Genomic DNA, 15,188 nt, shown 5'->3' on the forward strand with positions numbered 1-15,188 from the left:
TTTTTAATTTTTTCCTTTTTTTATTATTTTCACTCCATCACTCTGTACATTGGTTTTTATGTTCACCACATATATTCCTTCGGGATATTGACTTAAATCTATTGGTACGGTTCGCTCTTTGACAGGGAATCGTTGTAATATACGACCTGCTATATCTACTACTGTAGCTGTTCCGTCTTCAAAATCATAGCCTATAATAATGTTGGTAAATGCCTGTGCGGGATTAGGAATGGCCTCTACGCTTGTTTTTACTTTTTCTAGTTTGGTTTTGTCTTTGAGTTTTACTACCCAAAAATCATTTCCGCCTATATTTCCGTTTTTATCCTTAGAGGCGTTAGAGTTTGAGGTTCCAGCCATAAGATAGCCGCCATCTCTTGTTTCTATTAGTTTGCGTAGTATGTCTTCTCCGCCGCTTCCTACTGTTTTCTTCCAGGTTTCTTCGCCTTTTTCATCTATTTTTAAGGCGATGTAGTCATTAATTCCTTCTCTGTCTTTATTGATGAGATTAGTTGCTTTTCCAACCAGACCTTCTCTAGGTTGTTTGTTTTCGCTTTGGGCGTATCCGCCAATGAGATAGGTATGGTCTTTATTCTCGACCAATGAGGTTAAAATATCGACTTTCCCAAAATCGTAGGTTTTGCTCCAGAGAACTTCGCCTTTTTCATCCAGTTTGAGTACCCAGTAATCGGTTCCATTTCCTACGTTGCCTCCCAAAGTGGTAAGTGGTTGTGTACTGTTAGAATTTCCTCCCAGTATATAACCGTTATCCTGAGTCTGATGAATAGCATACAATTGGTCGTCTCCATTACTACCGTATGTTTTTTGCCACTCTATAATTCCGGCATTATCAATTTTTATAACCCAATAATCTCCTATTCCTTTATTAGGCTCGGTTTTGTCTCCGGATCGAGTTGAGTTTGAATATCCTCCTATAATATATCCGTTATCTTGGGTTTGTTCCATGCTTCTAAGTAAATCGGCATACTCACCTCCATACGTTTTTTGCCACTCAACAACTCCTGATTTGTCGAGTTTAACAATCCAATAGTCCATGTTGCCACGACTTTTTTCGGATTTGGCACACAAATCAGGTTTAGCGTCTAATGGTACTGCATGAAGAGCATTTTTTTCTTCTGCCGGACTTGAGCTGGAGGAACCTCCTAGCATATAACCGCCATCTTTGGTCTGAAAAGCGCATACCAGTTCATCCTGACTGCTGCCGCCTATGGTTCTTTGCCATTGCTCTTCGCCTTTGGCATTAAGCTTAACTACCCAAAAATCCGTTACGCCTCTACAAGAGTCTTTTTTCTGAAAATCTTTTGATGAACTGGAAGTACCAGCAAGAATAAAGCCACCATCTGTGGTGTTTTTTATGCTTTGTAATAAATCGAATCCGCTGCCCCCGATGCTTTTTTGCCAGTCGAGTTCGCCTTTTTCATCCATTTTCCAAATCCAGTAATCAAGATCTCCGTGATTGTTATCTGTTTTATTTCCGCTTTTGTCAGAGAGAGAGCTTCCAGCGAGTATAAAACCATAATCGGCTGTGGGTTGTGCATCAAAAAGATAATCGGCATGTTTGCCTCCATATGATTTTTCCCAAAGTATGTCCTGAGAGTGTATCAGTAGGGGGAAAAAAAGTAGGGGTAATAAGTATTTTTTCTTCATTTTTGAGTGGTATTACTATAAAAAAAGTGCTGTTTTTCGCACTAAGGTTAGGTGTTTGTAATTTGGCGCAAGGATATGCCCTATTATTGGCATATACAATACCCACATTTAGTGATATTTTTAATTTTTTTCAATGATTTGGAGTCTCTAACAACTTTTCTTACAGTAAATTATAAATTACAAAAACTTTACTTACTCCTTAAAAAGATACATTCAATTTAATATTTATGTATTGGAGAGCTTTTGGTATGCTTTGGGCAAGATGTTTTTATGAAATTGAAATGTAACTGTTTGATAGATAATATGTATTTGAAAAAAAATCCGAATGTTATTGATGAGATTTCTATACTGCCCCTAAAAGTGATTTTTTTTTGTGGGCAGTATAGATAAAACTTTTTTTAATCATAGAACGGTGCTGTGATTATGATGAAAATAGTTTCTCATTATGTGTAGCTATTCGCGACAATTTTTATAAGTCCAAACCTTTTGCTTTGTTAGGGTAGGATTTCAATAATCATAATGATAAATATTTGTGATTAAAAGAAATAAAGTAATAAGGACACCAGCCCCACAAATTACAATGAGTACATCAATAATTAAGAGCGTGTGTTTTGAGTTAAATAGTTTCATTATAGATTGTTTTTTTGGTGAAACGCTTTACTCATTAAATCAGGTTTTGAGGGTTTTTGGTGGTTGATGCTTTTAATTGTAGATTTGTCGTGCATAACATTAATCTGTTTTAAGGTTAATAAATTTGTTTATGAACCGGAGTTCCAGCTTCGGTTTATTTTTTGTTTAAAATAGCTTTGCGTTGCAAATGTTTTTTTGAGGTTTCGTATAATCTTTTTTGATATAATTCAAAGAGTGCGTCTTCAATATCTTCATTAGAGTTTCTGCCGTTAAAAACATGATTTATATAGGACTGTCCGTAAGGAATACCGTTTTTTCTAACTATTCCTTTGCTTTTCAATATGGCTTGTACGTCTTTTGAATAGCTGTTTTTAAAGACTTTCTTCATTTTTTTTCTCTCAGTAATTGTTATCATAGGTAAGTACTGTTTTTTGTGACATATTTATTTTAACTTTACTACGGCGGTGCTATTTTTCTTGCATCTCAAAGATATATCATTTATTAATATGTTGTATCAAAAATAATATAAAAATTTTAAAAAAATGCAAACAGAGGGAGAAAGATTGAGATATTACATTGAAAGTAAGGGGGATAGTATTAGGAAGTTTTGTTTGGATAATGATATTTTGTACACTTCATTGCATCCGATATTGATGAATTCCAGACCTCTAGGAATAAATATCTTAAAGAAGATTATGGAATCTTGCCCTAATTTAAACGTGAATTGGGTATTAACCGGTAAGGGTGATGTTGAGATCAACCCTAATGAGGTTGATGCTTTAAAAGAACCTAATCCGATTTATGGAAATATTGATCCTGGTTATGAAGCTTTCTTAAAGTATTTGGACAGAGAAACCGCTGTTGAGAAAATAAAGAAGCTGATTGATCTTAGGCTCAATAAAAATGAAGCTAAATAGATTGGGATTTAAAAATGAAGCACAAAACAATACCTTAAGATTGCTTCATAATGCAAAAATTCTAACTACCAATATTAATGTAAAGGATATTGCAATCCTATTGTTGTAATAAATAGCACCGATATGAGATTGTGTGTGTTTGGTATAATCTTAATAAGTATCCCTTTTTGAGACGATTGTGTGATTGTCTTAAAAATCCAAAAAGATATTTTTTACTTTCTTTTAAAGCTACCCCAAAGTGTTTTAATGAAGAGTTAATGTTTGTAATAAGTTTGATGGGTGTTTTATTTTTACATCACCAACTTGTTTGAAAAGTTGAGCAATTTTCTATTCATTCTTTATTGAGTAATCATAAATAGATTGTTTTTATCTGTTTCAATTTTATAAAAACTGAGTTATTTCCAACCAGTTATTGATTCAATTTTTTTACCAGTAAAGCTTTCTTTTTTTGTTCAAAATGCTTGAAATTAGATAAATACGATAAGTATTTTTCTTATGGATTACTTTTGAATCTGTATGCTAATTATGCCCCAAAACTTCTTGCGCAAATATTTGTTAGTGATATAACAAAAAACCAATATTAGTTATTATCTGACTATCAAAAATAGGAGTATTCTTTTTAATACCGCAAAAACATGCATTTTGTCTGTTAAATTTACTTTTTATTAGTTTATTTGATTTTGTTTTATTTCATTCGCATTTATAAACTGAATGTTAAAAAAATAGAAACAATAAATACATCATCTTTTAATGTTATTTTTGTTTCGTGCAATTTTAGTATAATAAAAAGTTAATATTGTGTTTTTTTTTGCTTTCAAAAAGCGTTGTGTTGCCTTTATCAGATAGAATTGGGCTTGTAAATTTAAGCTGGAATCTGAGGATTGTTTTTCAAAAGAATAATTCTATCAACTTATATGCAATTATAAAAGAAAGTCGAGTAGGGAGAGTGTGAAATGGGTATGAATAATTGAATATTAGATAGAGTAGAGGCAAGGTCTAAAGCAGTAGTGTAAAACTGTAGAATTCTTATTTTGTAACCTCCAATAAATAATCTAAAAATAAAAAATCATTTTGTAAATGGAAAGATTTGTAATTACTAGGAATGCAGATGGTATGTTTCAATTTAGTTATAAAGACAGACAAGGAAGGACAATCTTTTATAGTGGGTGTTATACAAGAAAAACAATGTGTGTAAAAGGGATATGCTCAGTAAAATATAATTCGCAGGACAGTGTGAAGTTTAATAAGAAGAAATCGCCTAACGGAAACATGTTTTACTTTAACATTAAGTCATCTAACGGAAAGGTCATCGCTATAAGCGAGTTGTTTGAGGAGAAGGAGATGCGTGATTCTTATATTACATCTATAAAAAGTGGTGCTTTTAATGCGATTATCGAAGAGGATAAAAAAGCTAAAAGCGTGTCTAGAGAACTAAGTTGGTAATTTTAGTATTGACCCCAAATAAATCATAATTCCTAGCAATAGAATTAGAATCTATATTTCTTGTTATTTTTAATGATATTGAATTAGTATGTGCACTTTTTTATAACAAGAGCAGAAAGCTACCTGAGGGTAGCTTTTTTTGTTTGTAACAGTTATTTGTGTTTGTAAGGTAATTTTTATTTTAACAATATTTTAAACTTATCCCAGCTAATCATAAAATTTCAGAGTGCTTACTTTTTGGTTTAAAATCGATTAAACCATATGGATTTACTGGGGTAATGGGCGGTGTCTTGCTGTAGGAAACTACTAATTGTGAGCTTATTTTGTGATTTATGTTTTGTTAAATTTAATAAAAATTTAATAAAAATTTAATACGGAATTTTGAAAAATGTATTTTTCAAAAGTGCTTTTCGTCTCTTTTTTCTTATTTGTTGAATAATATTTTATTTTTTTTAATTTTTAAAAATTTAATTATTCATTGGGTTATTGTGTGATAAAAATTATTGTTTTTGTGTTAAAATGTGATAAATTTTATAAAATTTTAAGTTTAAAAAAATGGAATGTTATTTTTTTGCCAAAAAAAACACGCTTAGAATTTGTATCCCATTTTTTGCTGCAAGAAATAATTTTAAAGTTTGCTTTATATTAATTTTCAAAAAGTTTAAATAATGAGATTAAAGTTCAATGGATTCTTAGCACTACTTGTGGTGCTAGTGACGCAACTAACTTTTGCGCAAGAGAGATCTGTTTCAGGAATTGTTTCTGATAATGCAGGTATGCCTTTACCAGGTGTAAGTGTATTAGTGAAAGGAACAAAAACTGGAACTCAATCAGATTTTGATGGAAAATTTTCTATCAAGGCTAACCCAAACGAAGTCTTGGTTTTTAGCTACGTGGGGATGAAACCCCAAGAAGTATCAGCAAGTTCTACTACACTTAAGGTAAAATTATCTAGTGGTACTACAGAACTTGAAAGTGTAGTTGTAACAACTGCATTAGGTATTAAGAGAGAGAAAAAATCTCTTGGTTATTCTACGCAGGAAGTTACTGGAGCTGATTTGTCAGCAGGAGCTTCAAGTGCAAACTTCCTGAACGAACTTTCAGGTAAAGCTGCTGGTGTTAACATCAGAAAAAATACCAACTTTGGTGGATCTACAAACGTAGTTTCAAGAGGTGTTAAAAACCTTACTGGTGATAACCAAATGCTTATCGTTATTGATGGTATGCCAATTAATAACACTAACACTAACTCAAGCCAAGGTAGCCAAACACAAGGTGCACGTAATACTTATGATTACGGTAATGCCGGTATGGATATTAACCCTGATGATATCGAGTCTTTAAACATCTTGAAAGGTGCTGCTGCATCTGCATTATACGGATGGCAAGCTGGTAATGGTGTAATCATGATTACTACCAAAAAAGGAAAATCTAAAAAAGGAATGGGAGTTACTATTTCTAGTGAGATGACTATTGGTACTGTTGATAAATCAACTTTCCCTGAATATCAAGATAAATACGGACAAGGATATGGTCCAACGTATGATGCTGCAGGAAATCCAAAAGGTACTCCGGTAGGACCAACAGGAGCATTCTTTACAATCGATAAAAACGGAAATCAAGTAGCTACTACTGTTGATGACGCTTCTTACGGTGTTGCTTTTGATCCGAACCTTTCTGTTTTCCAATGGAATGCTTATACACCTTTTACTGACAACTATGGTAAAAAAACTACTTGGCAAGCTGCAAAGAATGGACCAATTAAGTTCTTTCAAACAGCTCAAACTTTCAACAATTCTGTCTCTTTAGAAGATGGTACAGATAAGACTAATTTTGTATTGAACTTCAACAATTTCAAAGAAAATGGTATTTTACCAAACAGTGAATTGAAAAAGAACAATGTAAGTCTTAAATTTAACCACAAATTTACTGATAAGTTATCAGCTAGTGCATTTGCAAATTACTCTGCTCAAAAAACTGTAGGTAGAAATACAACTGGATACGGTGGAGATAACATTATGGGACAATTCCGTCAATGGTGGGCTACTAATGTTGATATAAAAGAACAACAAGAAGCTTTCGAAAGATCAGGAGGGCAAAACATCTCTTGGAACATGGCTGATCCAGCTAATGGTAACACAAGTGCTAAATACTGGGATAACCCATATTTTACAAGATACAAAAACTACCAATCTGATGAGAGAAACCGTTTTATTGGTTATGCTCAATTAGATTATAAAGTAAACAACTGGTTATCTGCTTCTGGAAAAATTAGTACAGATAGTTATGCAGAATTACGTGAAGAAAGAAAAGCTGCTGGATCTCTAAACTCTGTGTTTGGAATCAACAGATTAGCTGTTCCTTCTGGATACCAAAAGTATGATGGAATGTTCTCTGAGCAAAACTATCAATTTACTTTAAACTTCAAGAAAAACATTACTGAGGATTTCTCTTTGACTGGATTATTAGGAGTTAACGCTTTAAGAACAAGACGTGTTTCTACTCTTTCATCTACAGAGGGTGGACTTATTATCCCAGGTATTTATTCATTGTCTAACTCAATGTCTCCAAACCCATTCCCAGTTGAAGTTGAAAACAATTCTGGTGTAAACAGTGGATATGCATCTGCATCTTTAGGATACAAAGACTTTTTATATTTAGATGGAACTTTCCGTCATGACGCTTTCTCTACTTTACCAAAAGGAGATAATTCAGTAAATACATTCTCTACATCTGCAAGTTATGTTTTCACAAAACATGTTGACCAACCATGGTTATCTTTCGGTAAATTGAGAGCAAGTTATGCTGAAAACCCACAAGGAAACATCGATTTGTATTCTTTACAAAGTGTATTTACCAAATTTAACCCATTTGGTTCAGCTCAACTTTACTCTATTCCAAACGTAGGAGCTAATCCAGGTTTACGTCCTGTAAAAACTGCTTCAGAAGAGGTTGGTTTAGAAATGCAACTTTTCGACAGAAGAGTAGGATTTGATGTAAGTGTTTATAGAAGTTTAAGTTCTGATCAAATATTCCCAGTAGATTATTCTACTTCAACTGGACTTTCTCAAAGATACATCAATGCTGGATCTGTAGAAAACAAAGGAATTGAGGTACAATTCAATGCTACTCCAATAAAAACTAGCGATTTCCAATGGGATGTTTTTGTAAACTGGTCTAAAAATAAGAACGAAGTTGTTGCTTTAGCTCCAGGAATCGAAACTCTTACATTAGGTACTTTCCAAGGAAACGTAAGTATCATTGCTAAAGAAGGGCGTCCTTATGGTGACATCATCGGAAAAGATTATGTTTATACTGCTGATGGACAAAGAATGACAAACAACGGTTCTTATGTAATGACTACTACAACTACAAATGTTATTGGTAACGTTACTCCAGACTGGATCGGTGGTTTACGTAACAAGTTTACTTACAAACAAGTTTCATTAGGATTCTTAATTGACATGCAAAAAGGTGGAGATATCTTCTCTCTTGACCAATATTACGGACAAGATTCAGGTTTATACAAATCTACTGCTGGAAATAATGAGTTAGGAAACCCAGTAAGAAATACTATCGCTAATGGTGGTGGAGTTATCCTTCCAGGTATTGACCAAACTACTGGTTTACCAAATACTATCAGAACAACACATCCAGAGGTTGCAGGAAGTATCTATGGATACACTAAAAACCCACAAAAAGCTTTTGTTTATGATGCAGGTTTCATAAAATTGAGAGAGGTTAACATTACTTATACTTTCCCAACAAAACTAGTTTCTAAAATGAGTTTAACTGATTTACGTGTTTCTCTTGTAGGTTCAAATTTATGGATTATCGACAAAAATCTTCCAGATGCTGATCCAGAAAGTGGACTTAGCTCAGGTAACTTGTCTGCAGGTTATTCAAGTGGTTCTCTACCAACAACAAGAAACATTGGTTGTAACCTAACATTAAAATTCTAAATCATGAAAAAAATACTTTTTTTAATATCTTTTATCACAATTGCATCGTCATGTAGTGATATTACAGATATGAACGTTGATCCAAAAAGACCAACGACTACCAAGGCTGAATACTTGTTTACAAATGCTCAGAAAAAGGTTACTGATCAAATGGTGAGTACTTCTGTGAATAATAATGTTTTCAGATTATTTGCTCAACAATGGACAGAAACTACTTATCCTAATGAAAGTCAATATGACATCACAGGAAGAAAAATTCCAGATCAACATTTCCTAGTGTTATACAGAGATGTATTGATGGATTTAAAAGCAGCTAAGGACTTAATTGCTACTGAAACTCCTGCAACACCTGCTGATGTTGCTACAAAAGAAAGTAAGTTAGCTTTGATTGATGTGTTTATGTGTTATACATATAGCGTATTAGTAGATACTTTTGGAAATGTTCCTTATTCTGAGTCATTAGATATCAAAAAATATCCTTTGCCAGCTTATGATGATGCTCAAACAATCTACAAAGACCTTATTGCAAGATTAGCTGCAGATGCTGCTGTATTGAAAGCTAATACTACTGATCCTAATTTTGGATCTGCAGATATTATCTATGGTGGAGATAAAGCAAGTAACGCTAAATGGGCTAAGTTTGCTAACTCTATGATTATTAGACTTGCAGTAAATATGTCTGATGTAGATGCTGCTTACGCTGCTACTCAAGTACAAGCTGCTGTTGCATCTGGAGCATTAGCTAGTAATGCAGATAACGCAAAATTAGTTTATTTGACAACTGCTGGGAACCAAAATGCATTATATGCTGATTTAGTAACAAGTAAAAGAGATGACTTTATTCCTGCTGAACCATTTGTAGCTGCTATGGATGCTATGGGAGGAGATAAGAGAATGGCGAAGTTCTTCACAAATGCAACATCTCCAGCTCCAGTTCTTCCTCCAGGAAGAACTTACATAGGAGGTACTTATGGAGAAGCTAACGTTTTTGCTACTTATTCTCACATCACTACTACATTGAATAACCCTGTTTTCCCAGGTACTTTATTTGATTTTGCTGAATTACAATTCTTGTTGGCAGAAGCTGCAGAGAAAAATTTAGTTCCAGGTGGTACTGCTCAAGCTCAGGTTTATTACAATGCTGGTATTGAAGCTTCTTTCACTGATTGGGGATTAACTAAAGCTGATGCTGATGCTTACAAACTTTTGCCTAAAGTTGCTTATACCAACCCAGCAAGTGGGGCTACTTGGCAAGAAAAAATTGGAATGCAAGCTTGGTTTGCACTTTATAACAGAGGTTTTGAAGCATGGACTTCATACAGAAGATTGGATTTCCCTAAATTATTCGCTTCTACTTCTGCTAAAAATAAAGGATTCCTAACTGTTCCAGTAAGATATACTTACCCTGGAGTAGAACAATTCCAGAATGGTACTAACTACACTAAAGCAGCTGCTGCTATTGGTGGAGATTTAATGAGTACAAAACTATTCTGGGATAAAAAATAATTTTTTTTCCAAAAACATTTTTAAGAAGCTGTCCGAAAAGCAATTTTCGGGCAGCTTTTTTTATAAGCTTACTTTTCAAAATATATGATGATTGCAAAAACGAGATCAATCATAAATACAGTAATAGTCACAATGATTCAATAATTAAGAATATAGATACAGCTATGCCTATTTATATCTAAACTTTTACTTTACTTTGTCTTATCGAAAAGAATCTCATAAGATTTCACATTCTATACAAAAGAAAATGTATAGATAGGAAGATTTTAAAAATACTACTGATTATATGTTCAATGATCCAGATAGCAAATGGTGAACTATTTTTTGAATTAATTTATATTCATAAGTAGGGGAATAAGCGAGAAACTGTTAAATTTAGAAATTAGAAAGATGAATGTTACTTTAGAACAAGCAGAAAAAATAATTGCAGCAGCAAAAGAAAAAGCGATAGAATTAAATGTTAAAATGAATATTGCCATAGTTGATGCTGGAACCAATATTTTAGCATTTGCACGTATGGACGGAGCATTATTGGGTGCTGCAGATATCTCAATACGAAAAGCAAAAACAGCTTGCTTGTTCCAGAAAAATACAGGGGTTTTAGGAGCGCTTTCCCAACCGGGTGGTCCTTTGTATCATATTGAGCATTCTAACGGTGGTTTGATTACTTTTCCGGGAGGAATTCCTATTAGAAATAATGAGGATATTGTAATAGGTGCTATTGGAATAAGCGGGAGTTCTGTAGATAATGATCATGCAGTTGCTGAGGCAGGAATCAAGGGATTCTTAGTGTAAAATACATTGTTTAAACAAGGATGGTTTATGTATTAAGCCAGAAATGTTTAGTTGTTTAAGTTTGAATAAATAGCTAAGCATAAAGGATTATACGTTTTTAGTATTTATTGCAATATAAAACACTGCATTAATTAAAACAGGCTCTAAATCAATTTTATGGAAAACATTATTCTTATTTTTACATTTATTGTTTTTCTAATTTTTTTAGGCTTTTTTGTCTATGTACTTTTTATGTTTCTCGAATACTGTTTCACTTTAGTGTTCAGTAGACCCTTCTTTGTTTATTTTTGTCTTTTTCCAAAGAAAATTACCCCCACGGCATTACATTTCCTAAATACTCAATTTCCTTTTTATATGCGTTTGTCAGATAAAAGGAAAGTTTATTTTGAGCATAGAACTGCTCGTTTTATTGAGAAATATGAATTTGTTAGTCGCAAAAATTTTGTGATTACAGAGGAAATGAAAATACATGTTGCAGCTACATATATTATGCTGTCTTTTGGAATGCGCGTGTATCTTTGTGATGTTTTTGATAAAATAATAATCTATCCATCTATCTATTTATCTAAAATTACAGAACAGTATCATAAAGGAGAATTTAATCCCAATGCAAAAGCGGTTGTTTTTTCTTGGGAAGATTTTCAAAAAGGATACGATATTTCGAATGATAATCTAAATGTTGGAATTCATGAATTTGCGCATGTGTTGCATTGTCAGGGTTTAGAAGGTAACGATAATGGTGCAATGCTTTTTTCTAGAATGTATAGTATTATTAATGAAGAAGTGAGTGATCCAAACGTTAGGGAACAACTAATTCAATCCAATTATTTTAGGATTTATGCATTTACCAATCAGTTTGAATTTCTTGCTGTTATACTCGAACACTATTTTGAGACCCCTTTGGAATTTGAAAGACAGTTTCCTTATCTTTATAAAAATGTCTGTTTGATGTTGAATATGAAGCCTTGATTCTTAGGGTTTTATTAATCTTTATGGTTTAAAGGATATAGAGTTTTTAGGTTCTGATTTATTTTGGACTTGTAATTTAAGAAAGCCGAATTTATTTATATAAGATGGCTCTGCAAAAAAGAAATCTTATAAATTAAATACAGAATTGGTCATTCTCAAGTAGCCCGATGTAAATTAATAAACCTTTGCCTTTATATTATTCTTATCTGCCTCTATTTTACTATAATATGAATAGCTTTATATCTAAAAATAGTTTTAGATAACTGCTGATAAACGTCATGTTTTAGATTTATTTTCTTACTTAAATTTGAGTAATAATTTAAATAAAAGGAGCTATGGAATCTCGTGTGCCAGTGTCAACTATTATGACAAAAAAATTAATTAAATTGACTGTTTCCGATAATTTGACTAAAGCCGAGTCTCTTTTTAAGCATCATAAAATTAGGCATATTCCAGTAGTGAGCGGAACTACTATAATTGGAATGTTAAGTTATACCGATTTGTTGCGTATCTCCTTTGTGGATGCAGTAGATGATGATGAGGAAGTTGTGGATACAACCGTTTATAATATGTTTACGGTAGAGCAGGTGATGGCCAAAAATTTAATTACCATTTCTCCAGAAACGACCATTAAGGAAGCTGCAGAGATTTTGGCAAACAATGTATTCCATGCTTTGCCTGTCTGTGAAGGAAATTTGTTAGTTGGTATTGTGACTACAACTGACCTTATTAAGTATTTAATTGACCAGTATAGTTAATAGTTAGGATGATTTGTTTTTTAAAAAAAAGTCCCAATACTTATAATATTGGGACTTTTGTGTGTTTTATATAGCTGTCAATTTTTTTAAATCAGCTGTGGTTTGTGTTGGGTTTTCAGCATTGAAAATATAGCTTCCAGCAACTAAAACATCAGCACCTGCTTCAACCAATTGAACTGCATTTTTGTTGGTTACTCCACCGTCTATTTCTATTAAGGTGTCAAGTCCTTGTTCAGTAATCATTTTTTTAAGCTTTCGAACTTTATCATATGTTATTTCTTCGAACTTTTGACCTCCAAAACCTGGGTTTATTGACATTATTAAAACCATATAACATTCTGAAAGTATGTCTTCTAAAACAGATACTGGTGTTGTTAGGTTTAAAACTACTCCAGCTTTACAACCAGCAGCTTTTATCTGTCTAAGTGTGCGGTGCAAGTGAACTGTAGATTCATAATGTACGGTAATGATGTCTGCACCAACTTTTACGAATTCTTCGATGTATCTTTCTGGTTTTTCAATCATCAAGTGAACATCTAATGGTTTGGTAGCATGCTTTTTTATAGCTTGAATAACAGGCATTCCGTAAGATATGTTTGGAACAAAATGACCATCCATTACATCGATATGAAACCAATCAGCTTCACTATTGTTGATCATTTCTATATCACGTTGCAGATTAGCAAAATCGGCAGCCAGTACTGAAGGGGCAATAAGTGTGTTTTTACTCATTTTTTCTGTTTTTTTCTATTCATGAATCGCAAAAGCGATTCCATTGTAGTGTTTAGTAGTTATTTTTTGCAAAATTAACTTTTTTTGTCACAATGCTGTAAAGTTTTTAGTGAAGTTCACAAAGATTAACTTTTCTTTAATTGTTGATAGCAAGAATAATAAAATTTGGAATAAACAATAATAGGTATAAAAAATAAAACTCCGGTAATCAGCCGGAGTTTCAATCATCAATCAAAAAACGAACAGTTAATCAGACTGTTGTTCAAGTTGAATTAAAAGATTTAAAAATTAGAGTATTTTAAAAATTTTAATTTGGGGATATTTTAAATTAACCTAAATACGTTTTCAATATTTTACTTCTAGAAGTATGTTTTAATCTACGGATTGCTTTCTCCTTGATTTGACGTACACGTTCACGGGTAAGGTCGAAAGTTTCACCTATTTCTTCTAGTGTCATAGGGTGTTGATCGCCAAGACCAAAGTACAAACGAACCACATCAGCCTCTCTAGGAGTTAATGTTTCTAATGAACGTTCGATTTCAGTACGTAATGATTCGTGAATTAATTCTCTGTCTGGGTTTGGAGATTCTCCAGAACGCAATACATCGTAAAGGTTAGAATCTTCTCCCTCTACAAGAGGTGCATCCATAGATAAGTGACGTCCTGAGTTTTTCATAGACTCTTTTACGTCATTTACGGTCATGTCCAGTTCTTTGGCAATTTCCTCAGCAGATGGTGGGCGCTCATTAGATTGCTCCAGTAAGGCGTACATTTTGTTGATTTTATTGATAGAACCAATTTTATTTAAAGGCAAACGAACGATACGAGATTGTTCAGCTAAAGCTTGAAGTATCGATTGACGAATCCACCAAACAGCATATGAAATAAATTTGAAACCACGTGTTTCGTCAAAACGTTGTGCAGCTTTTATCAAACCAAGATTTCCTTCGTTAATCAAATCAGGAAGGGTAAGTCCTTGATTTTGGTATTGTTTGGCTACCGAAACTACGAAACGTAAATTGGCTTTTGTTAGTTTTTCTAAAGCTCTTTGGTCACCAGCTTTAATTCTTTGAGCCAATTCTACTTCTTCGTCAGCGGTAATAAGGTCAACTTTTCCAATTTCTTGTAAATATTTGTCTAATGAAGCAGTTTCACGATTGGTAACCTGCTTGGTAATTTTAAGTTGTCTCATGTTTCTTGTCTCCTCAATTTTTAAGTGTACAAATTGTTATACGTACGGAGTTGCAAGAAAGTTACAAAAAAAGTATTGTTATTTTAAAAATATGCAAAAAAACCTGTCTCAAAAGATTGAAACAGGTATTCTGAATTAACTTAGTTGAATATTAAAAGATTAGTTTATGTAAGCAATAATGGTAAAAAGCTGTAGCTGTTTTTTGTTTTTATGGATCTATTCTATGTCTTCTAAATTGATAATTCTGTTGAATATTACTTTTAAAAATAAAACCATAAAAAATATGCCAACTGCCAGAATTAAGTGGTCGCTACTAGGAGTCAATGGCTCATCCAGGATATCATACAAACTTGGAATAATAAGAAATAATGAACCTATAAGTCCAAGCCAAGGATTGATTTTGTTGAAAATAGTTTTGAGCCGCATAATGATTGGGGTGTTAAGTTCGAGTCTCATAGTGTTCGAGTTTATTTGAGTTTTAAACAAGCTCTTTGCTTTGAGCCTTTTTCCTATTGTAAAATTATTTTAGAAATTAATGTATAATGAAACGAATGTCATGAGTACGGTTTTTGTTGGTATGAGATGTTTAATGCAAATTAATTTGGACTTTTATCGTCGT

At 32.9% G+C, this 15,188-nt stretch carries 13 protein-coding genes; 8 read left to right on the forward strand and 5 right to left on the reverse strand.

The features are described 5' to 3' along the window. Positions 1 to 3: 3 nt before the first annotated feature. Together OZP08_RS07050 and OZP08_RS07055 are read right to left on the reverse strand one after the other, a co-directional pair. Positions 4 to 1,665 (reverse strand): T9SS type A sorting domain-containing protein, encoded by a 1,662-nt coding sequence (locus OZP08_RS07050; protein ID WP_281323318.1) that lies wholly within the window; start codon positions 1,663 to 1,665, stop codon positions 4 to 6. 784 nt (positions 1,666 to 2,449) lie between these two features. Further along, complete coding sequence (locus OZP08_RS07055; protein ID WP_281323319.1) at positions 2,450 to 2,710, reverse strand: hypothetical protein; 261 nt, start codon at positions 2,708 to 2,710, stop codon at positions 2,450 to 2,452. A gap of 127 nt (positions 2,711 to 2,837) precedes the next feature. Here OZP08_RS07055 and OZP08_RS07060 point away from each other — a divergent pair, with 127 nt between their 5' ends. From OZP08_RS07060 to OZP08_RS07095, 8 genes are all read left to right on the forward strand, one after another. After that, positions 2,838 to 3,212 (forward strand): hypothetical protein, encoded by a 375-nt coding sequence (locus tag OZP08_RS07060; RefSeq protein WP_268848933.1) that lies wholly within the window; start codon positions 2,838 to 2,840, stop codon positions 3,210 to 3,212. Next, positions 3,199 to 3,321 (forward strand): hypothetical protein, encoded by a 123-nt coding sequence (locus OZP08_RS07065; RefSeq protein WP_281323320.1) that lies wholly within the window; start codon positions 3,199 to 3,201, stop codon positions 3,319 to 3,321. Before OZP08_RS07060 ends, OZP08_RS07065 begins: the two co-directional genes overlap by 14 nt. Positions 3,322 to 4,289: 968 nt before the next feature. Beyond that, positions 4,290 to 4,655 (forward strand): YegP family protein, encoded by a 366-nt coding sequence (locus OZP08_RS07070; RefSeq protein ID WP_268848934.1) that lies wholly within the window; start codon positions 4,290 to 4,292, stop codon positions 4,653 to 4,655. Between the two features lie 668 nt (positions 4,656 to 5,323). Then, positions 5,324 to 8,617 carry a SusC/RagA family TonB-linked outer membrane protein gene (locus tag OZP08_RS07075; RefSeq protein ID WP_281323321.1) on the forward strand — a complete coding sequence of 1,098 codons (3,294 nt, stop codon included), beginning with the start codon at positions 5,324 to 5,326 and terminating at the stop codon, positions 8,615 to 8,617. A 3-nt stretch (positions 8,618 to 8,620) separates the two neighbouring features. Continuing rightward, positions 8,621 to 10,123 carry a SusD/RagB family nutrient-binding outer membrane lipoprotein gene (locus OZP08_RS07080; protein ID WP_281323322.1) on the forward strand — a complete coding sequence of 501 codons (1,503 nt, stop codon included), beginning with the start codon at positions 8,621 to 8,623 and terminating at the stop codon, positions 10,121 to 10,123. A 390-nt stretch (positions 10,124 to 10,513) separates the two neighbouring features. Next, positions 10,514 to 10,918: a GlcG/HbpS family heme-binding protein gene (locus tag OZP08_RS07085; RefSeq protein ID WP_268848936.1), complete on the forward strand. Its 405-nt coding sequence runs from the start codon at positions 10,514 to 10,516 to the stop codon at positions 10,916 to 10,918. A 354-nt stretch (positions 10,919 to 11,272) separates the two neighbouring features. After that, positions 11,273 to 11,887: a zinc-dependent peptidase gene (locus OZP08_RS07090; protein WP_281323323.1), complete on the forward strand. Its 615-nt coding sequence runs from the start codon at positions 11,273 to 11,275 to the stop codon at positions 11,885 to 11,887. 335 nt (positions 11,888 to 12,222) lie between these two features. Further along, positions 12,223 to 12,645 carry a CBS domain-containing protein gene (locus OZP08_RS07095; RefSeq protein WP_268848937.1) on the forward strand — a complete coding sequence of 141 codons (423 nt, stop codon included), beginning with the start codon at positions 12,223 to 12,225 and terminating at the stop codon, positions 12,643 to 12,645. Between the two features lie 66 nt (positions 12,646 to 12,711). Here OZP08_RS07095 and rpe read toward each other — a convergent pair whose 3' ends face one another. From rpe to OZP08_RS07110, 3 genes are all read right to left on the reverse strand, one after another. Further along, positions 12,712 to 13,377 (reverse strand): ribulose-phosphate 3-epimerase, encoded by a 666-nt coding sequence (rpe, locus tag OZP08_RS07100; RefSeq protein WP_268848938.1) that lies wholly within the window; start codon positions 13,375 to 13,377, stop codon positions 12,712 to 12,714. 328 nt (positions 13,378 to 13,705) lie between these two features. After that, complete coding sequence (locus OZP08_RS07105; protein ID WP_007804760.1) at positions 13,706 to 14,569, reverse strand: sigma-70 family RNA polymerase sigma factor; 864 nt, start codon at positions 14,567 to 14,569, stop codon at positions 13,706 to 13,708. A 216-nt stretch (positions 14,570 to 14,785) separates the two neighbouring features. Continuing rightward, positions 14,786 to 15,025: a hypothetical protein gene (locus OZP08_RS07110; protein WP_268848939.1), complete on the reverse strand. Its 240-nt coding sequence runs from the start codon at positions 15,023 to 15,025 to the stop codon at positions 14,786 to 14,788. Between the last annotated feature and the right edge of the window lie 163 nt (positions 15,026 to 15,188).

Origin of the sequence: Flavobacterium aestivum (genome assembly GCF_026870175.2) — a bacterium.
GTDB classification, from domain to species: Bacteria; Bacteroidota; Bacteroidia; order Flavobacteriales; family Flavobacteriaceae; genus Flavobacterium; species Flavobacterium aestivum.